We start from the raw sequence: 18,108 nt of genomic DNA, 5'->3' as shown, positions 1-18,108 counted from the left end.
CGCGAATGCGGTGCATCAGTCGCCGTTATGCTGAATGACGCACCGCTTTCGCGAGCAAGCCCGCTCCCACAGGAGGAATGTGGTGAATCCGAGAGATCTTCAGCGCATAAAAAAAGGGCCTGCAATTGCAGGCCCTTTTTATTTGCCGAAATCCGCTTAAGGCTTGTGCGCCCGCGATAGAAACTCGTGGGATTGCATTTCCAGCAATCGGCTCAGCGTGCGCTGGAACTCGAAGGTCAGGCGTCCGCCGGTGTACAGATCCTTCAGCTCGACTTCGGCAGAAATGATCAGTTTGACGTTGCGGTCGTAGAATTCGTCGACCATGTTGATGAAGCGCCGGGCGATGTCGTCGGTGGTGACGCTCATCTGCTCGACGCCGCTGAGCAGCACGGCGTGGAAAATCTTGCCCAGTTCGATGTAGTCGTTCTGGCTGCGCGGGCCGTCGCACAGTTCGCGGAAGTCGAACCAGGCCACATCGTCGCAAGTACGCAGGGCACGGATTTCGCGGTTCTCGATGATCAGCACATCGTTTTCCACCGCCGCCGTGCACTCCGGGGTCAGCGCCTTGAAGCTCTTGCGCAGGCTTTCGTGGGCCGCTTCGTCGAGCGGATAGTGGAACAGCTCGGCCTGTTCGAGGTGACGCAGACGATAATCGACGCCGCTGTCGACGTTGACGATCTCGGTGTTCTGCTTGATCAGGGCGATGGCCGGCAGGAAACGCGCACGTTGCAGGCCATCCTTGTACAGGCCGTCCGGAACGATGTTCGACGTCGCGACCAGGGTCACGCCGTTCTTGAACAGCTCTTCCATCAGCGTGCCGAGGATCATCGCGTCGGTGATGTCGGAGACGAAGAACTCATCGAAGCAAATCACTCGCGACTCGGCTGCGAAGCGCTTGGCAATGATGGTCAGCGGGTTCTTCTCGCCGCCGAGGGTTTTCATTTCCTCGTGCACACGCTTCATGAAACGGTGGAAATGCGTGCGGGTCTTTTCCTTGAACGGCAGCGCTTCGAAGAAGGTGTCGACCAGGTAAGTCTTGCCGCGACCAACGCCGCCCCAGAAATACAGGCCCTTGACCGGTGCCTGATCTTTTTTGCCAAACAGCTTGCCGAGGAAACCCGGCTTGTTCTGGTCAGCGGCGATCAAGTCGTCGTACAGACGCTGCAAGTGACGCACAGCAGTTTCCTGCGCGGCGTCATGGAAGAAGTCCGGGCGTTTCAGATCAGCTTGATATCGTTCTAGGGGCGTCATAATTCGTTAGCAAGGCAACAAAAACGGGCCGTCACTGTAGCGACGGCCTGTGGGAATGGCAATCGGCCCTTGGTCGGGTCGTGCCGCCGATCAGTCTTGAGCTGGAGTCAGCGCGACGCGCAACGCCTCGATGGCGGCGTCTCGCGCGGCAGCGTCGGCGAAGGCCGGGCTGTCGCCTACGCACTCACCCGCCAGCCAGACGCTGAAGCTCAGGTCTTCATTGCGTACGTCCAGCGGCTCGCCGGACTGCAACTGTTTGCTCACCTGACCGGCGGTTTTGCCGTCGGCGAAGTTGCGCGACAGCAACAGTTGCTCGCCATCAGCCGCCAGCAGACGGAAACGGAAACTGCCGTCGTCTTCGCGGAAGCTGACAAAACGCGCGGCTTTCGCGGCTTTCTTCTTGGTGGTCGCGGCGACTTGAACCTGATTGACGAAAGAACGCAGGCCAACGGCTTCGCGCAGTTCGTTGAGGAACGGCGTGGCCACGGCGCGGGCCTTCTTCGCGCCGATCTGCAGAATGTCTTCCAGGTCCGCCGGACGCTCGATCAACTGGTGATATTTCTCGCGCGCCTCGCCCAGCTCGTTGTCGAGCAACTGGAACAGGCGATTCTTCGCCTCGCCCCAGCCCAGACCACCGAGCAGCTCGCTGCGGAATTCGTCAGCCTGCGCCGGGGTGGCGAAGGCCTGGAACAGGGTGAACAGGTGCGAGTTGTCCGGATCTTTCGCTTCGCCCGGGGCCTTGGAGTCGGTGACGATCCGCGAGATCGCGTCCTTCATCTCTTTGGCGCTGGAGAACAGCGGAATGGTGTTGTCGTAGCTCTTCGACATCTTGCGCCCGTCGAGGCCCGGCAGCGTTGCCACGCTTTCTTCGATCAGCGCCTCGGGCATGGTGAAGAATTCTTTGCCCTGGCCGAACAGATGGTTGAAGCGCTGGCCGATATCACGCGCCATTTCCACGTGCTGAATCTGATCGCGACCGACCGGTACCTTGTGCGCGTTGAACATCAGAATGTCCGCCGCCATCAGCACCGGGTAGCTGTAGAGGCCCATGGTGATGCCGGCGTCCGGGTCTTCGCCGGTCTCAACGTTCTTGTCCACCGACGCTTTGTAAGCGTGCGCACGGTTGAGCAGGCCCTTGGCGGCGACGCAGGTCAGCAGCCAGGTCAACTCGGGGATTTCCGGAATGTCGGACTGGCGGTAGAAGGTCACGCGATCAACGTCCAGACCACCGGCCAGCCAGGTCGCGGCGATTTCCAGACGCGAGCGCTGGATGCGCAGCGGGTCATCGCATTTGATCAGGGCGTGGTAGTCGGCCAGGAAATAGAACGAATCGGCCTGGCTGTCGCGGCTGGCGAGGATTGCCGGGCGAATGGCGCCAGCGTAGTTGCCCAGGTGCGGCGTGCCGGTGGTAGTGATGCCGGTGAGAATGCGGGTACGGTTGGTCATGGGTAATCGCTTGTCAGACTGCAATCAATTCGAGAGACGCGGCAGCAGCAGATCCTTGAGATCGGTCAGCTTGCCGTGAAAAAAGTGTCCGCATTCTGCCACTTTCAGCAGCTCATGGGGGCGCTGGAGTTGTTCCGACCACTGGTAGACCAGTTGCGGATCAATGACTTCATCGGTTTCCGGCTGGATCACGGTCAACCCGCCGTGTTGCGGCAGCTGATCCTGCTCACCCAGACGCATCACCGCCGGTGCAACCATGAACAGGTGCTCAAGCTGCACGCCCTGGGCCTCGAGACGGCCGCCGAGACTTGCTGCAACAAATCCGCCGAAGGAGAAACCGAACAGGGTCAGCGGCAGATTCGGGTGTTTTTCGCGCAGCCATGTGGCGGCGGCCTGGGCGTCGTCGACTTCACCGGTGCCCATGTCGTGCGTGCCCTGGCTGGCGCCGACGCCGCGATAGTTGAAACGCAAGGTGATCAGGCCTGCGTCGCGCGCGGTGCGCTGCAGGGTCGAGACGACCTTGTTGAGCATGGTGCCGCCCTGCACCGGGTTCGGATGGCAGATCAGCGCGATGCCGCGCGGCTGCTCGCTATCCAGGTAAAGGCTTTCCAATTGACCCACCGGGCCGTCAATCACTACAGGGGTTTCACGCATCAGCAAGGGAGGAACTCCGTGACCTCGAATCGGGTCGACTCGTCTAGCAAATTGTCTGTGCCAATCTATTGCGAGTGAATCGCGGTATACAGCGCAGGTTCGAGCCGTTAACGTAAAGCAAAGCCGTTTATAGAGGAAGGACTCGTGGAACACTCGCTCTTAGTTTGGTTGTTACCGACTCTTGCCCTGGTTGTGGGTGTCGCCATTGGATTCCTGATCGCGCGCGTTGCGCCGAACGCCGCACCGAGCCGCACGCAGCGTCAACTGGATGATATCCAGGAGCGTTTCGACAGTTATCAGAACGAAGTGGTCACCCACTTCAACAGCACCGCGATGCTGGTCAAGAAGCTGACCCAGAGCTATCAGGAAGTGCAGGACCACCTCGCCGAGGGCGCCAATCGTCTGGCCCTGGACGAGCAGACCCGCCAGCGCCTGATCGCCGCCCTGCACGCCGACGCAGCGCAGACACCCCGCGAACGCCTGACACCACCGCGCGATCAGGAACCACCGCGTGACTATGCACCGAAGAATCCAAACTCGCCGGGCATGCTCGATGAGCATTATGGTCTGAAGAAGTAATCGGGTTTCGCGCCCAACAAAAAGCCCCCGGACAATGCTGTTGTCCGGGGGCTTTTTTGTATCTGCAATCTTCGCTGCCCTCGCCGGCCTCTTCGCGAGCAGGCTCGCTCCCACAGGGGGAATGCATTTCAAATGTGGGAGCGAGCCTGCTCGCGAAAGGGCCGCTACAGGCGACACAAAAAAATGCCCGATCATAAGACCGGGCATTTCTTCAATCAGGCAATCGCTTACGGATACTGCTGCACCGTACCCGGCTGTTGCTGCTGACCGCCATACTCCTGACCCGGAATAGCCTTCAGGTTGACCTCGACGCGGCGGTTCTGCGCGCGGCCATTGACGTCGCCGTTGCTGGCGATCGGGTTATCCGGGCCGGCGCCACGGGCCGACAGGTTGGCACCGCTGACGCCTTGCGAGGTCAGGTAGGTCGCTACGCTCTGCGCACGACGCTGGGACAGGTCCATGTTGTGCTGGCGGCTGCCGGTGCTGTCGGTGTAGCCGACGATTTCGATCTGGTTCTGGTTGAACTCTTTCAGCGAGTTGGCCAGGTTGTTCAACGGCTGGTAGAAGCTCGGGGCAATGTTCGCCGAATCGGTGGCGAAGGTGATGTTGCCCGGCATGATCAGCTTGATCTGATCGCCCTGACGCTGCACTTCAACGCCAGTGTTGGCCATGCTTGCGCGCAGTTTCTTTTCCTGCTGGTCGGCGTAGTAGCCGTAGCCGGCAGCGGAGGCACCGACGACAGCAGCGCCGATCAAGGCGCCCTTGCCACGGTTGTCGTGGCCGATGGCAGCACCGGCGAGAGCGCCGGCCAGCGCACCGAGGCCACCGTATTTGGCGGTTTTGCTCATGCCTTGCGAGCCACCGTCGGCCTGACCCTGATTGTCATACGGATTAGGCGAGGCGCAGCCGGACAGCACGGCCACGGCAGTAGCGACAATAATCAAACGACGCGTGGTGAACATGGAGAGCTCCTGGTTTTTTGCATTCTGTGGTGCAGCGGCCACTGATCAACCAATGGACCTGCGCGGGCGTTGGATCATGACAATGCGCAAAAATTCCGCCGCACACCCGTGACAAAAATTTCAGGCACGCACAAACGGGTTCTCGCGCATCTCATCACCCAGACGAGTATCCGGGCCGTGCCCGGTGACAACCGTTGCGTCCTCGTCCAGCGTATACAGCCGCTGCTTGATCGAACGCACGATGGTCGCCTGATCGCCACCCCACAAATCCGTGCGCCCTACCCCGCGACGAAACAGCGTGTCGCCGGCTATCAACAGCTTAGCCTCGGAAAACCAAAAGCTCATGGAACCGGGTGTATGTCCTGGCGTGTGTAATGCCACGCCACAGCCGCAAGCCAGTTCTTCATCGTCACTCAACCAGCGATCCGGCGATGGCACCGGGGTGTAAGGCACGCCGAACATCTGGCATTGCATCTCCAGATTGTCCCAAAGGAACTGGTCTTCCTTGTGCAGATGCAGGGTCGCACCGGTTTTCTCCTTCATCTGCCCGGAAGCGAGAAAGTGATCGAGATGCGCGTGGGTATGGATGATGCTGACGACTTTCAGGCCATGGGCATCGAGGCGCGCCATGATCAGGTCAGGGTTGCCGCCCGGGTCGACGACGATGGCTTTTTTTGTGAGCGGGTCGCCGATGATGGTGCAGTTGCACTGGAGCGGGCCGACGGGGAAGGTTTCGCGGATGAGCGCAGGGCTGGGCGTGGTCATGGAAAATCCTGGACAGGGTCAACGCCGTTGGCAACGGCCGATGGCGAATTTTACCGTCGCTAGAGCAATAACCCCAACGCCTTCGCCCGCGCCACCGCCTGCGTACGCCGCTCAACCCCGAGCTTGCTGTTGATATGGCTGGCGTGGGTTTTCACGGTGTGCAGGGAAATGAACAACTGCTCGCTGATTTCCTGATTGGAACAGCCTTGAGCGATTAGACGCAGCACCGCCAGTTCACGGCTGCTGAGTTGTTCGGTAGTTGAGTTTTCTACGCTCGGTCGCGGCGCGGCTGTTGGGAACTGTGTGAGCAATTGCTGGCTGACGGCGTTGCAGGAAAGCGCCTGCAATTGCCCGCGCATCCAGTCGGCATGACTTTTCACCAGCGCATCGAAGGGCTGGAAGACGCCGCCGGCCGCTGCTTCCAGGGCCTGACTCAACACCTTGCGCGCCTCGGGCTCGCGTCCACTCGACAGCAACAGCGCCACCTTCTGCGTCAACGCCATTACGCTGAGCAACTGCCGCCCAGTCCGCTGACCATTCTCATGCAACACGTTCAACCGCCCTTCGGCGAGCATCGGCTGCCCCTGAATCACATCGAGCAGCGCCTGTTGCAGCTCCACGTGCAGTGGCAGCTGTGGATGAAACTCTGGCGGTGCGGCAGCGTGTTCGCCGGTGTAGGTCTGGCCCAATCGTGCGAGCCAGGCCTCGGCGAGATCGATGCGGCCCTGGGCCAACCACAGTTCGCATTTGACCAAGGTGATCATCGCCAGATAGTAGATCGGCGGTACGTCCCAGATGTGCATCAGGCGTTCAGCTTCGGCGAGTTCGGCGAAGGCCTTGGCGAACTCGCCACAGGCGCCGTCCAGGCGAGCGATCACGCAGTGACCGATCAGCACGCTGATGTCGCGACAGGCCCGTGCCTCGCCAATGCCGGCCAGCAGACGCACGCGTGCGGCCTGCGGCTGCAAACGCATCGCCAGCAGGAAACCTTCGTAAAGCGTCAGCCGCGCGCGCACGGCGTACAGGCGTTGCGGCGACAGACCGCGCAAGCGTTCCAGGCCCTGATGCACTTCATCCAGCGCGCGCAGGATCTCGCCACGCGACTGCAGAACCCGCGCCCTGTCGTAATGCGCCAGTGCTTCGAATAATGGATTGCCGACGCGTTGCGCCAGCTCGAGCGACTCACGGTTCAGGCCACGGGCGCGCCACAGATCGCCGTCGGCGATCGCCAGATTGGACAAGGTCGACAGGCACATCAGCCGCTGGCCGTAACGCTTGGCCGGCAGGCTCTCCAGCGCTTCACTGCAATAACGCAGGGTCAGTTCGCGATGGCCGCGTCCGCGAGCGATGATCCCGCTCAGCGCCAGCCATTGCGCCAGCATGGATTTCTGCGCCGTGGCCGAGGGCGCCGGCAGGAAACGGCTCAAATGGCTGGCCAGCTCTTCAGCGGCATCGAGCTGACAGGCCAGCCCCAAGGCCCAGCTGTAGAGCACGATCAGTCGTGGCGTGCTGATCAGCAGGCTGTCGGGCAAGTCCATCTTCCAGCGCAGCAACATGCCGACGTTCTGCTCGGCGAGGAGTTGTTCTTCGGAGAGGTTCTGTACCAGATTTGCCGCAACATCGAGATGCCCGGCACGCAAGGCCTGTTCCACTGCTTCGTCGAGCAGGCCTTGCGCGTTGAACCAGCGGCAGGCGCGCAAATGCAGGGTGGCGTTGGGCACCATCGCCTGGGCGATGGGCCGGCTGCGCAACAAGTCAGAAAACAAATGGTGATAGCGATACCAGTGGCCGTGCTCGTCCAGCGGCACCAGAAACACTTGGTGGGCGAGCAGAAAGCGCAGGATCTCGGCGCTGTCGTGGGCTTCGCGGACGGCGTCGCACAGTTCGCTGCAAAAGCGTTCCTGCGGAGCGGTTTCGTAGAGAAACGATTGCACTTCGGACGGCAGGCAATCGATGACTTCTTCGAGCAGATAATCGCGGATCAGCCCTTCCCCGCCGTTCAGCGCCTGCGGCAGCGCGGCATCGTTGCCCGCCTCGGCCACCGCCAGCAGCCAGAAGCGCAGGCCGGCGACCCAGCCTTCACTGCGCTGGATCAGGCTCTCCAGCGCCTCGCCGCGCAGTGAGCTGCTGTGGCGATCGAGCAGAGTCAGGGCTTCGTCGTGGTTCAGGCGCAAGTCCTGTTCGTGCAGCTCGAGCAACTGCCGCGACAGACGCAGACGCGCCAGATGCCACTCCGGGCGCTGGCGGCTGGTGACCATCACCAGCAAGCCATCGGGCAGATGATTGAGGAAAAATTGCAGGCAACGATCCAGCACCGGCCCTTGGGCAAGGTGGTAGTCGTCGAGGACCAGCAGCAACGGCGCGGCAGGATCGAGATGCAGCGCCAGCTCATCGAGCAGTCCGTCGAGCCACTCTTCGAACGCGAATGGTTGATGGCGCTGACGCATTTTCAACAGGCCGAGGGCGCCAGCGCCCAACGCCGGAAAATAGTCCTGTAGCCCTTCAAGCAAGCGCTCAAGAAAACGTCCGGGATCGCTGTCACGCGGACTCAAGCCCAGCCAGAGGCTTTGCCAGTGCGCCGGCAGGCTCTGACAGAACTCCACCGCCAGCGAGCTCTTGCCGAATCCGGCCGGGGCGCTGACCAGCAGCAACCGACCTCCGAGCCCGGCCTGCAGACGCTGGCATAGGCGCGGCCGCAAGACATAGCCATCAGGCAGCGGCGGGCGAAAAAAACGCCCGTCCAGTGCTGCGACGGTGATGCTTGCGGGACCCGGAAGTGGGGACAGATCAGTCATGGCCGGCTCTTGTTCGAAGGCGATTGGCGGCGTTGCAGATGTCCGCAGCCTAGCCTTAAACGAGGAGGTAATGAAGGTCGCTGCTACAAATGGCTACAAAAAGCATACATCCACCGGCGCGCGCCCCCCTGTAGGAGCTGCCGAAGGCTGCGATCTTTTGATCTCGCTTTTGCTGTTGCAAAGGCAAAGTCAAAGTCAAAGTCAAAGTCAAAAGATCGCAGCCTTCGGCAGCTCCTACATGAGCGGTGCGGCGTAAACCGCACGCAAAAAAACGCCCCGAACCGGTCGGGGCGTTTTCACGAGGATGCGGCCTCGGGTTACGCAGGGTTAGCGAACACCGTCCTGACGCAGAGCGGCCGGGGTGAAATCGCTGGTGGTGGCGGTGAAGCCGAAGTCATACGCCTGCTTCTCTTCGTTCTTCATGCCCAGTGCCAGATAGCGGCCAGACTGCAGGTCATAAAGCGTTTCGAGGGCGTACCACGGCACTTGTTTGTCGTAGTAGTTCTCGGCGTGCGCCTCGGCTACGCGCCACAGTTGGCCACGACCGTCGTAGTGGTCGATGACCGCTGCCTGCCAAGTGTCCTCGTCGATATAGAAGTCACGTTTGGCGTAGATGTGCCGCTGGCCTTCCTTCAGGGTCGCGACCACGTGCCAGACGCGGCGCAGCTCGTAGCGCGCCAGGTCCTGGTTGATGTGACCGGCCTTGATGATGTCCGAGTACTTCAGTTTCGGATCGTCGAGCTTGTAGCTGTCGGAGGCGATGTACATCTCTTTCTTGCCTTCAAGCTTCCAGTCGTAACGATCCGGCGCACCGTTGTACATGTCGAGGTTGTCGGAAGTACGCAGGCCGTCGGCGGCAGTACCCGGGCCGTCATACGACACTTGCGGTGCACGACGCACACGACGCTGACCGGCGTTGTAGACCCACGCCGAACGCGGCTCCTTGACCTGATCGAGCGTCTCGTGCACCAGCAGTACGCCACCGGCCAGACGCGCCGGCGCGGTCACTTTCTGCTTGAAGTAGAACAGGATGTTGCCCGGGTTCGCCGGATCGTAGTCCTTCATCTTGTCGCGGAACACGAACTGATCCTGGAAGTACACCAGGCTGTACGAGCCGTTCGGTTGCGGCGTGGCCTGGGTCACCAGACGGGTCACGCTGCCGCCGCGATAGCGGGTGATGTGGTTCCAGATCACTTCCACACCGGTTTTCGGGATCGGGAACGGCACGGCGGTATCGAAGTTTTCCAGACCGTTGCCGCCGGACACCAGGTTGGTGCTGGTGGCGTTCTTCTTGATGGCGGCGAACACGTCATCCGGCACGGTGGCGCCGCGATGGGACGGGTAGACCGGCATCTTGAAGGTTTCCGGGTAGCGCTTGAACATCGCGTACTGGCCCGGGGCAAGCTTGTCCTTGTACTTGTCTACATCCTTGGCGGTGATGGTGAACAGCGGCTGCTCACTGGCGTAAGGGTTGGACAGGAAGCCCTTGCTGTCGACACTACCGGCGTTTTTCGGCAGTGGTTTCCAGGCCGGGATCGAACCGTCGGCATTACCGGCCATTTCCGCGCCCATCGGCGTCAGGCTCTTGCCCAGTTTATCCGCTTCGGCAGCAGGCACCGCCGCCATGACACTGGTCGCCAGCAGCGACAGGCCCAGAACACCGGCGTGGAACAGACTCTTTGTTATTTTCATAAATTCGTTCGTCCTGAAATGCAGTGCTTAGAAGTTCACGCCGAAGCTGAGTGCCACGAAGTCGCGGTCATCCACGGTGGTGTACTTGCCGTCGAAGAAATTGGTGTAAGCCAGGCTCGCGGTGTAGGTGTTCTGGTATTCGGCATCGACGCCCAGGCTGACCGCTTTACGACCTTCCTCGAAGTTACCGCCAGGGCCTGGAGAGTAACCGCTGACGTCGTGGGACCAGGCTACGTTCGGTTTCAGGTTCACACCGGCGAACACATCGTTGTATTCCCAGATTGCCCGACCACGGTAGCCCCAGGACATCGAGGTGGTGAAACCGTCGTTGTCGCAATTGCGGCTGCGGTTGTTCTGTGGCGAACCCGGGCCGGCGCCGTTGATGGTGCTGTTGTTGAGGATGTTGGCGCAGGTATTGATCCCACCGGTGGCTGGCAACTCACCCGGACCGTAGACCGGATCGCGGCCATAACGTTTGTCGGAACGGCTTTCCAGGCCACCGACGTAGGTAGCACCGACTTCGCCGACGAGGGTCAGACGGCTGGCGCCCATGACCTGATCGAAGAAGTGCGTGAAGGTCGTTTGCAGTTGGGTGATTTCCTTGCGCTCGTAACCATGCAGATCCTGGCCTGGCACGCCAGTGAGCAGCGAAGCGTTGGTCAGCGCGCCGCCCAATGGGCGTACGCCGGCAAACAGGATGTCGGTGGAGTTCAGTTGTACCGGCGCGTTCGGACGGTAGCTGATCTCACCGCTCCACGCCGTACCGGTTGGCAGGGTGGTGGAGAAGCTCAGACCGTAGAGACGAATGTCTTCCGGGTATTCGATGAAGTAGTTCGAGTTACCCGCGACCAGCAATGGTGCGAGCGCGGCAAACGGCCCCGGCAGACCGGCGGCGGTGTTGTACACCGATTGCGGTGCACCGGTGGCGCTGAAGATCGGCGCACGGCTGTGGTAGTTCATGAAGTAGGCGCCGAACTCGGTGTCGAGTGGCTCGAACATGTATTTGAGGGACGCGCCCCACTGACCGCTGTCACGGGCATCGCGATCCGGGCCACGGCGTACCAGCACGCCTTCTTCGTCGACGTTCACACCGTTGGCGGCCAACGGCCCCAAAGCGATCGCCGGAATCTGCGAACGCTTGTTCAGCACGCGCAGATTGTTGTCGCAACCATCGGCAACGATGTCCGGCTGAGAGAAGAAGGTGCCGCAGTTATCGACAACGGTCTGGTCCCATTCCAGTTGGTAGAACGCTTCTGCCGAAAGGTTATCGGTGAGGCTCTGCGACACGTAGAACATGTTGACCGGAATCAGGCCTTCCTTGATTTCGGCGCCCGGACGACGGAACGCGGAGACGTCGATCGGGTTGATCGAGTTGATACCGCCGCCGATGAAGGTGCTTTCACCCCAGCTCACTACCTGCTTGCCCAAACGCACGGAACCCGGCTGATCGGCAATCGCGTAGTTGTGGTAGACGAAAGCGTCGAGGATCTGCCCGCCGGAGGACTTGGCGCCCTCTTTGCGGTTGCTGTCGCTGATGTCCTTGAACTGGCGGCTCTCGTCCTTCAGTTCAAAGTCGTACCAGTACTTGCCACGGACGAACACGCCGGTGTCGCCGTATTTCAATTCAAGGTCATGAATACCCTTGAAGATCTTCGAGAAGGTTTCGCCGCTCTTGAAGTTGGCGTGCCCGTCATCGGAAGTCTGCGACAGGCCACGGCCGCCGTTGTTGACGCCGATAAGGTTCTTGTTCGGGCTCTGAGTAGACCAACTGGCGCCGATCGACAGGGACGAGTCGAACTGGCCTTCGATTTCACCGACGTTGAAACTGACGCCGAATGCAGGCCCGGCGAGCGAGGAGGCAAGACTGACCGCCAGAGGCAGTTTCGCCCGGCGCCAGAACTGGTTTACTGAGGTCATCGACGCTACTCCATGTGCATTATTGTTATGGCAGTGAGTACTTTTAAAAACGCTGTGGAGGACCGGGCGCCAGGGTTGCCCGAAATCGCTCCAGAGTTGCTCGCCCCGATCAGTGCGTGTGCTCCGTTTCTAAAAAGTCCTTGAGCGGACTATAGCCAGCGGGTGGTAGTGCTTGATCCCTCTAAAGTGTGATTTGCAGCCGCCAACCACTCTGGAACAGTCCTTTCGCCAGTCCGACACAAGTCGGCACGGCAAGGATGGCTGATTTTTTCGATTTCACAAGCCAAGCGCTTGCTTGGTGGGTCTGGCGCGCCGCTTTCGGCGCGCCAGCAGACACTCAAAGTGTCGAAAGGAAGGTGCTGTTGTTGGCCTGCCATTCGGTGATGTCGAGGCGGATGCGCTTCTTGTCGAGCTTGCCGACACTGGTCTTGGGAATTTCGGTAACAAGGGCGATCTGACTGGGGATCGCCCACTTGCTCAGGTGTCCCAGCTCGACGAATGGCTTGAGGTGTTCCTTCAGTTCCCGTGCACCGATCACCTGCCCTTCGCGGACCACCAGCAAGGCAAACGGGCGCTCGCCCCACTGCGGATCGGCGATGCCCACCACTGCTACTTCGCGTACCGCCGCATGCCGGCTGATGAGGTCTTCGAGGTCGAGGGAGGAGATCCACTCGCCGCCAGTCTTGATCACATCCTTGATGCGGTCACGAATATCGATCACGCCCATGCTGTCGAGCGTGGCGACGTCACCGGTGTGCAACCAGCCACCGGCCCAGAGCTCGGCACCCTTTTGCGGTTCGTTGAAATAACCTTCGGTCAGCCACGGCGCGCGCAGCACCAGTTCGCCCTGGGTTTCGCCGTCGGCCGGAAGGAAATTGCCCTCGCCGTCGACAATCGCCGCTTCGACCAGTGGCCCCGGCACGCCGGCCTTGATCCGGTAAGTGGTGCGCTCGTCTTCGCTGCCAGCCATCAGCTCGTCATTGAGGTGCGCGCAGGACACCAGCGGGCCGGTTTCCGACATGCCGTACGCGGCCGTCAGCTGAATGCCACGGGCCTTGGCGTTTTCATAAAGGCTGCGATTGAGCGCGCTGCCGCCGATGACGATTTTCCAGCCGCCAAAATCCGCACCTTGCGCGGCTTTGGCATTGAGCAGCATCTGCAGGATGGTCGGCACGCAGTGAGAAAAGGTGACCTTCTCCTTGCGCCACAACTCCACCAGATACTCCGGATCGTAACGCCCCGGATAGACCTGTTTAAGCCCGAGCATGGTCGCCACGTACGGCAAACCCCAGGCGTGAACGTGGAACATCGGCGTGATCGGCATGTACACATCGTTGGTGCCGAGCAGCCGTACGCTGTCGATCGAACCCATGATCGTCGCCACGCCGATGGTGTGCAGCACCAGTTGCCGGTGGGTGAAATACACGCCTTTCGGATTGCCCGTGGTGCCGGTGGTGTAGAACGTGGTGGCGACCGAGTTTTCGTCGAAGTCCTGGAAATCGTACTGCGCACTCGCAGCGGCCAACAGTTGCTCGTATTCGCCGACGAGGTTGGGCAGCTCTGCGGTTTTCTCCGGGAGATCGGTCAGCAGCAGGGTTTTCTCCACCGTGGTCAGTTGCGGCGCAATCGCCTGATACAGCCCGACGAACTCGCTGTTGACCAGCACGAAGCGGTCCTCGGCGTGGTTCATGGTGTAGAGGATCTGCTCGGGCGACAGGCGCACGTTGATGGTGTGAATCACCGCGCCGATCATCGGAATGGCGAACATGCATTCCAGATAACGGTGGCTGTCCCAGTCCATCACCGCCACGGTGTCACCGGCCTTCACCCCGGCAGCCGTCAGCACATTGGCCAGCCGCGCAACCCGCTCGATCAGGGTCGGATAGCTATAGCGCAACTGGTCGCGGTAGATGATTTCGCGGGTTTTCTCGTAACGGGCGCCGGACATCAGCAGCCGTTTGATCAGCAATGGATACTGGTAGGCCCCATCGGCCGGCGGAATGACCCGAGTCTGCAACATAAGAATCCCTTTTCTGACTGCACGGTGTTGGCGGAGAGATTCGTACTCTAGTGCGCCTGCATGACAGTCAAATCAGCCAAAGGAATGATTTGCAGAGCCGTACAAATGCTAGCTTTGCGCCAGCACCCCAGGTATCAGGAAATTGGATATGGCCCCTGTAGGAGCTGCCGAAGGCTGCGATCTTTTGATCTTGATCCTGAAACAAAATCAAAAGATCGCAGCCTCGTTGCACTCGTCAGCTCCTACAAGAGAACAATGCGGCCCGGTCAGTGCATTTCGGTGAACGCGATTTTCACCCCGAGTGTAATCAGCACCGCGCCCATGGTGCGGTCGAACCAGTGGCCCATGCGGGCGAAGCCGGCGCGCACGCGGTGTTGGCTGAACAGCATCGCCACCAGGCAGAACCAGATCGCCGTCGCCACCGCCAGGTACACCCCGTAACCGGCCTGCACAGACAGCGGCGTGTGCGGGTTGATCACCACGGTGAACAGGGAGAGGAAAAACAGCGTGGCTTTCGGGTTCAGGCCGTTGGTGACGAAGCCCGAGGTGAATGCCCCCCGCGCGGTGCGTACGCCTGCTTCCTTGTGCAGATCATCGGCGACGGTTTTCGCCGGTTGCGCGCGCAAGGCCTTGAAGCCGATGTATAGCAAGTAAGCCGCCGCCGCCCACTTCAGCGCGTTGAACAGCACAATTGACTGCGAGACGATCAGACCGATGCCGAGCAACGAATAGCCGACGTGCAGGAAAATCGCCGAGCCCACGCCCAGCGCGGTCCAGGTGCCGGCGCGGCGCCCATGGGTCACGCTCTCGCGCACGACCACGGCAAAGTCCGGGCCGGGGCTGGCGACGGCCAGCAAATGGATCAGGGCGACGGTCAAGAACTCGGTCCAGTACATGGGGGCTCCTCTTGGATTGATCGATCACATCGTTGCCATGCTGTAGACGCAACTTTTGTGGGAGCGGGCTTGCTCGCGAATACGGTGTCCCATTCAACCTTTGCATTGACTGACACACCGCCTTCGCGAGCAAGCCCGCTCCCACACGAGATGGCACTACTTCAGGGCTGAGTAACCAATTGTTTCATCTGGTAGGCTCGGCAGAGTACGCCCTCCGCTCACAGCACAAAAGGTACAGTTGATGACGAACACGCGCCGCGCGGTATTCCTTGATCACCCTTCGCTGGATCTCGGCGATCTGGACCTCGGTCCGTTGCGTGAATGCTTCAGCGACTTGCAACTGTTCGCCCAGACGTTGCCGCAGCAGGTCAGCGAACGCCTGCAAGGCGCCAGTGTGGCGATCACCAACAAGGTGGTCATCGACGCGGCTGCCATGGCTGCCAACCCGCAGCTGAAACTGATCCTGATCAGCGCCACCGGCACCAACAACGTCGACCTCACTGCCGCGCGCGCCCACGGCATTACGGTGTGTAATTGCCAGGCATATGGCACGCCGTCGGTGGCGCAGCACACGATCATGCTGTTGCTCAACCTCGCTACGCGCCTGGCCGACTATCAGCAAGCTGTGGGCGAAGGCCGCTGGCAGCAGGCGAAACAGTTCTGCCTGCTCGACTACCCGATCGTCGAACTGCAAGGCAAAACCCTCGGCCTGCTCGGCCATGGCGAACTCGGTGGTGCCGTGGCGCGACTGGCCGAAGCGTTCGGCATGCGCGTATTGCTCGGGCAGATTCCCGGGCGCCCGGCGCGGCCGGATCGTTTGCCGCTGAATGAACTGCTGCCGCAGATCGACGCACTCACCCTGCACTGCCCGCTCAACGAGCACACCCGGCATTTCATCGGCGCCCACGAACTGGCCTCGATGAAGCCCGGCGCATTTGTGGTCAATACCGCTCGTGGCGGCTTGATCGATGAGCAGGCGCTGGCTGACGCTTTGCGCAGTGGTCACCTCGGCGGCGCGGCGACCGACGTGTTGAGTGTCGAGCCACCAACCCAGGGCAATCCGCTGCTCGCCGCCGATATCCCGCGCCTGATCGTCACCCCGCACAACGCTTGGGGCAGCCGCGAGGCGCGCCAGCGTATCGTCGGGCAACTGAGCGAAAACGCCCAGGCGTTCTTCAGCGGTGAGGCGCTGCGGGTCGTCAGTTGATAAACTGCGGCACTTTTTTTCAAGGAGCAGTTATGGATCCGCGCAGTGAAGTACTGCTTCGTCAGGCCGAGTTATTCCAGGGTTCGCTGCTGTTGGCCGGCCTGCCCGCCGATGATTTGCTCGGGCGCCTGCCCAATGCATTCGGCTGGTGCTGGCACGCTGGCGATCAGGCCGCGCTGGACGCGCGGTTCGAAAGCCGCAGTCACTTCGGCGTAAATGTCCCGGAGCGCGAATTCGACAGCGCTGTGGTGTTTTTGCCCAAGTCCAAGGACCTGACCGACTACATCCTCAACGCCGTGGCGTCGCGCCTGGCCGGGCGTGAAGTATTTCTGGTCGGCGAAAAGCGCAGCGGCATCGAAGGCGCGTCCAAGCAGCTCAATCCGTTTGGCAAGCCGCGCAAACTCGACAGCGCCCGCCACTGCCAGCTCTGGCAAGTCACCGTGGCCAATGCGCCTGAAGCGAAACCGCTGGAAAGCCTGGCGCAGACCTACGAACTGCCGCTGGCCGAAGGGCCGTTGAAAGTCATCAGCCTGCCGGGCGTGTTCAGCCACGGTCGACTGGATCGCGGCAGCGCTCTGCTGCTGGAGCATCTGGACAAACTGCCGAGCGGCCATCTGCTCGATTTCGGTTGCGGCGCCGGCGTGCTCGGGGCTGCGGTGAAACGTCGCTATCCGCACAATCAGGTGACCTTGCTGGATGTCGACGCGTTCGCCGCCGCCAGTAGCCGTCTGACCCTGGCCGCCAATGGCCTGGAAGCCGAAGTGCTGACCGGTGATGGCATCGATGCCGCGCCAATGGGTTTGAGCGCGATTCTGAGCAATCCGCCGTTCCATGTCGGCGTGCATACGGATTATTTCGCAACGGAGAACCTGCTGCGAAAAGCAGCCAAACATCTGAAAAACGGTGGCGAACTGCGCCTGGTGGCCAACAGCTTCCTCAAGTATCAGCCGTTGATCGAGGAGCACCTTGGCATTTGCGCGATCAAGGCTGAAGGCAATGGTTTCCGGATCTACCGGGCCAAGCGCGGCTGAAAATTTGTTCTTGCCCAATCGGATTTGCCTAGGCAGAATCCGCTCCGTCCTAGGGGAGTAGTCTCCCACGAGCGCCATGCTCGTCCGGCATACGTCAACATACTTGATCCTCAGATCATGGCGTATGCGACCCAAGCGTCCGCACCAGACGGATCGCAGGGTTTGACAAGACCTATGACACGCACACCTTACCCGGGGCGGGAAGGCTGTACGTGTCATAGCCGTGTCGACCCGCCCCTTAGGAAATCCCTGATGCTGGACTCGCTACTCGTTCCCACCGCTATCGTTGCCTTGGCCGAAATCGGCGACAAGACGCAACTGCTCGCGCTGATTCTCGCCGCTCGCTTTCGCAAACCCTGGCCGATCATTGCCGGGATTGTCGCCGCGACTTTGGCCAACCACGCAGCAGCCGGTGCGGTAGGTGCCTGGGTCGGCAGTTTCTTCTCCGACACGGTCCTGCACTGGATCCTCGCCGCCAGCTTCGCCGCCACGGCACTGTGGACCCTGGTCCCGGACAAGATGGATGACGACGAGGCCAGCACGGCGCGCAAGTTCGGGCCGTTCCTGACCACGCTGATCGCGTTCTTCCTTGCGGAAATCGGCGACAAGACCCAGATCGCTACGGTGATGCTCGCCGCGCAATATCCGGAACTGTGGCTGGTGATTATCGGCACCACCGTGGGCATGCTGATTGCCAACGTGCCGGTGGTATTGGCGGGCAATTTTGCCGCAGAGAAACTGCCGCTGACCCTGATCCGCCGCCTCGCGGCTTCGGCGTTCATGATTCTGGCGATTGTTGCGGTGTATAAAGCGATGCAGAGCAGCGGATGGGTTTGAGGCAGCTGCAAGCCTCTAGCTTCTAGCTGCAAGCTGCAAGCTGCAAGCTGAGAGTA

At 60.9% G+C, this 18,108-nt stretch carries 15 protein-coding genes and 1 riboswitch; of the genes, 5 read left to right on the top strand and 10 right to left on the bottom strand.

The window, feature by feature from the left end; translation table 11 throughout:
- Positions 1-156: 156 nt before the first annotated feature.
- The 3 genes from zapE to AC4IHP_RS19470 form a co-directional block, all read right to left on the bottom strand.
- A complete protein-coding gene (gene zapE, locus AC4IHP_RS19480; RefSeq protein WP_039761353.1) occupies positions 157-1,251 on the bottom strand; it encodes a cell division protein ZapE in 1,095 nt (364 codons plus the stop codon).
- A gap of 90 nt (positions 1,252-1,341) precedes the next feature.
- On the bottom strand, positions 1,342-2,697 hold the full coding sequence (locus AC4IHP_RS19475) for a tryptophan--tRNA ligase (RefSeq protein WP_490832490.1): 1,356 nt from the start codon (positions 2,695-2,697) through the stop codon (positions 1,342-1,344).
- A gap of 24 nt (positions 2,698-2,721) precedes the next feature.
- Positions 2,722-3,351: an alpha/beta hydrolase gene (locus AC4IHP_RS19470; RefSeq protein ID WP_490832493.1), complete on the bottom strand. Its 630-nt coding sequence runs from the start codon at positions 3,349-3,351 to the stop codon at positions 2,722-2,724.
- Positions 3,352-3,495: 144 nt separating this feature from the next.
- Between AC4IHP_RS19470 and AC4IHP_RS19465 the strand changes: the two genes are divergently transcribed.
- Entirely contained in the window at positions 3,496-3,930 is a 435-nt protein-coding gene (locus AC4IHP_RS19465) for a Z-ring associated ZapG family protein (RefSeq protein WP_490832489.1), read from the top strand.
- Between the two features lie 227 nt (positions 3,931-4,157).
- Here the strand turns inward: AC4IHP_RS19465 and AC4IHP_RS19460 are convergent, their stop codons facing one another.
- From AC4IHP_RS19460 to AC4IHP_RS19450, 3 genes are all read right to left on the bottom strand, one after another.
- The gene (locus tag AC4IHP_RS19460; RefSeq protein ID WP_460121371.1) at positions 4,158-4,892 is read right to left on the bottom strand and encodes a YiaD family glycine zipper/OmpA-like lipoprotein; all 735 of its coding nucleotides are present in this window, start codon (positions 4,890-4,892) and stop codon (positions 4,158-4,160) included.
- Between the two features lie 120 nt (positions 4,893-5,012).
- Complete coding sequence (locus AC4IHP_RS19455; protein ID WP_041479973.1) at positions 5,013-5,657, bottom strand: MBL fold metallo-hydrolase; 645 nt, start codon at positions 5,655-5,657, stop codon at positions 5,013-5,015.
- Between the two features lie 59 nt (positions 5,658-5,716).
- A complete protein-coding gene (locus AC4IHP_RS19450; protein ID WP_490832488.1) occupies positions 5,717-8,452 on the bottom strand; it encodes a winged helix-turn-helix domain-containing protein in 2,736 nt (911 codons plus the stop codon).
- Between the two features lie 70 nt (positions 8,453-8,522).
- Between AC4IHP_RS19450 and AC4IHP_RS19445 the strand changes: the two genes are divergently transcribed.
- Entirely contained in the window at positions 8,523-8,708 is a 186-nt protein-coding gene (locus tag AC4IHP_RS19445; protein ID WP_490832487.1) for a hypothetical protein, read from the top strand.
- Between the two features lie 71 nt (positions 8,709-8,779).
- Here the strand turns inward: AC4IHP_RS19445 and AC4IHP_RS19440 are convergent, their stop codons facing one another.
- From AC4IHP_RS19440 to AC4IHP_RS19425, 4 genes are all read right to left on the bottom strand, one after another.
- Positions 8,780-10,144, bottom strand: a complete 1,365-nt coding sequence (locus tag AC4IHP_RS19440; protein ID WP_024014265.1) for a DUF1329 domain-containing protein — start codon at positions 10,142-10,144, stop codon at positions 8,780-8,782.
- Positions 10,145-10,171: 27 nt separating this feature from the next.
- Positions 10,172-12,061, bottom strand: coding sequence for a DUF1302 domain-containing protein (locus AC4IHP_RS19435; RefSeq protein WP_129997661.1), 1,890 nt, complete (start codon positions 12,059-12,061; stop codon positions 10,172-10,174).
- 337 nt (positions 12,062-12,398) lie between these two features.
- A complete protein-coding gene (locus AC4IHP_RS19430; protein ID WP_073473480.1) occupies positions 12,399-14,081 on the bottom strand; it encodes a fatty acid--CoA ligase in 1,683 nt (560 codons plus the stop codon).
- Positions 14,082-14,347: 266 nt separating this feature from the next.
- Positions 14,348-14,977 carry a LysE family translocator gene (locus AC4IHP_RS19425; protein WP_490832486.1) on the bottom strand — a complete coding sequence of 210 codons (630 nt, stop codon included), beginning with the start codon at positions 14,975-14,977 and terminating at the stop codon, positions 14,348-14,350.
- Between the two features lie 241 nt (positions 14,978-15,218).
- Between AC4IHP_RS19425 and AC4IHP_RS19420 the strand changes: the two genes are divergently transcribed.
- From AC4IHP_RS19420 to AC4IHP_RS19410, 3 genes are all read left to right on the top strand, one after another.
- On the top strand, positions 15,219-16,184 hold the full coding sequence (locus AC4IHP_RS19420) for a 2-hydroxyacid dehydrogenase (RefSeq protein WP_490832485.1): 966 nt from the start codon (positions 15,219-15,221) through the stop codon (positions 16,182-16,184).
- A gap of 32 nt (positions 16,185-16,216) precedes the next feature.
- Positions 16,217-17,215 carry a methyltransferase gene (locus AC4IHP_RS19415; RefSeq protein ID WP_460121381.1) on the top strand — a complete coding sequence of 333 codons (999 nt, stop codon included), beginning with the start codon at positions 16,217-16,219 and terminating at the stop codon, positions 17,213-17,215.
- 39 nt (positions 17,216-17,254) lie between these two features.
- Positions 17,255-17,379: riboswitch (yybP-ykoY riboswitch) on the top strand.
- Positions 17,380-17,467: 88 nt separating this feature from the next.
- Positions 17,468-18,052, top strand: coding sequence for a TMEM165/GDT1 family protein (locus AC4IHP_RS19410; RefSeq protein ID WP_490832484.1), 585 nt, complete (start codon positions 17,468-17,470; stop codon positions 18,050-18,052).
- Positions 18,053-18,108 lie beyond the last annotated feature (56 nt).

The organism is Pseudomonas sp. UF-293 (genome assembly GCF_058245595.1).
Note: the sequence above shows the minus strand (reverse complement) of the source record. Positions and strands in the feature narration are given on the sequence as shown.

Coding starts and splice junctions, on each gene's coding strand:
- AC4IHP_RS19415 (WP_460121381.1), top strand. CDS start 16,217: ATGGATCCGCGCAGTGAAGTACTGCTTCGTCAGGCCGAGTTATTCCAG.
- AC4IHP_RS19435 (WP_129997661.1), bottom strand. CDS start 12,061: ATGACCTCAGTAAACCAGTTCTGGCGCCGGGCGAAACTGCCTCTGGCG.
- AC4IHP_RS19455 (WP_041479973.1), bottom strand. CDS start 5,657: ATGACCACGCCCAGCCCTGCGCTCATCCGCGAAACCTTCCCCGTCGGC.
- zapE (WP_039761353.1), bottom strand. CDS start 1,251: ATGACGCCCCTAGAACGATATCAAGCTGATCTGAAACGCCCGGACTTC.
- AC4IHP_RS19475 (WP_490832490.1), bottom strand. CDS start 2,697: ATGACCAACCGTACCCGCATTCTCACCGGCATCACTACCACCGGCACG.
- AC4IHP_RS19445 (WP_490832487.1), top strand. CDS start 8,523: ATGAAGGTCGCTGCTACAAATGGCTACAAAAAGCATACATCCACCGGC.
- AC4IHP_RS19450 (WP_490832488.1), bottom strand. CDS start 8,452: ATGACTGATCTGTCCCCACTTCCGGGTCCCGCAAGCATCACCGTCGCA.
- AC4IHP_RS19440 (WP_024014265.1), bottom strand. CDS start 10,144: ATGAAAATAACAAAGAGTCTGTTCCACGCCGGTGTTCTGGGCCTGTCG.
- AC4IHP_RS19420 (WP_490832485.1), top strand. CDS start 15,219: ATGACGAACACGCGCCGCGCGGTATTCCTTGATCACCCTTCGCTGGAT.
- AC4IHP_RS19410 (WP_490832484.1), top strand. CDS start 17,468: ATGCTGGACTCGCTACTCGTTCCCACCGCTATCGTTGCCTTGGCCGAA.
- AC4IHP_RS19470 (WP_490832493.1), bottom strand. CDS start 3,351: ATGCGTGAAACCCCTGTAGTGATTGACGGCCCGGTGGGTCAATTGGAA.
- AC4IHP_RS19430 (WP_073473480.1), bottom strand. CDS start 14,081: ATGTTGCAGACTCGGGTCATTCCGCCGGCCGATGGGGCCTACCAGTAT.
- AC4IHP_RS19460 (WP_460121371.1), bottom strand. CDS start 4,892: ATGTTCACCACGCGTCGTTTGATTATTGTCGCTACTGCCGTGGCCGTG.
- AC4IHP_RS19425 (WP_490832486.1), bottom strand. CDS start 14,977: ATGTACTGGACCGAGTTCTTGACCGTCGCCCTGATCCATTTGCTGGCC.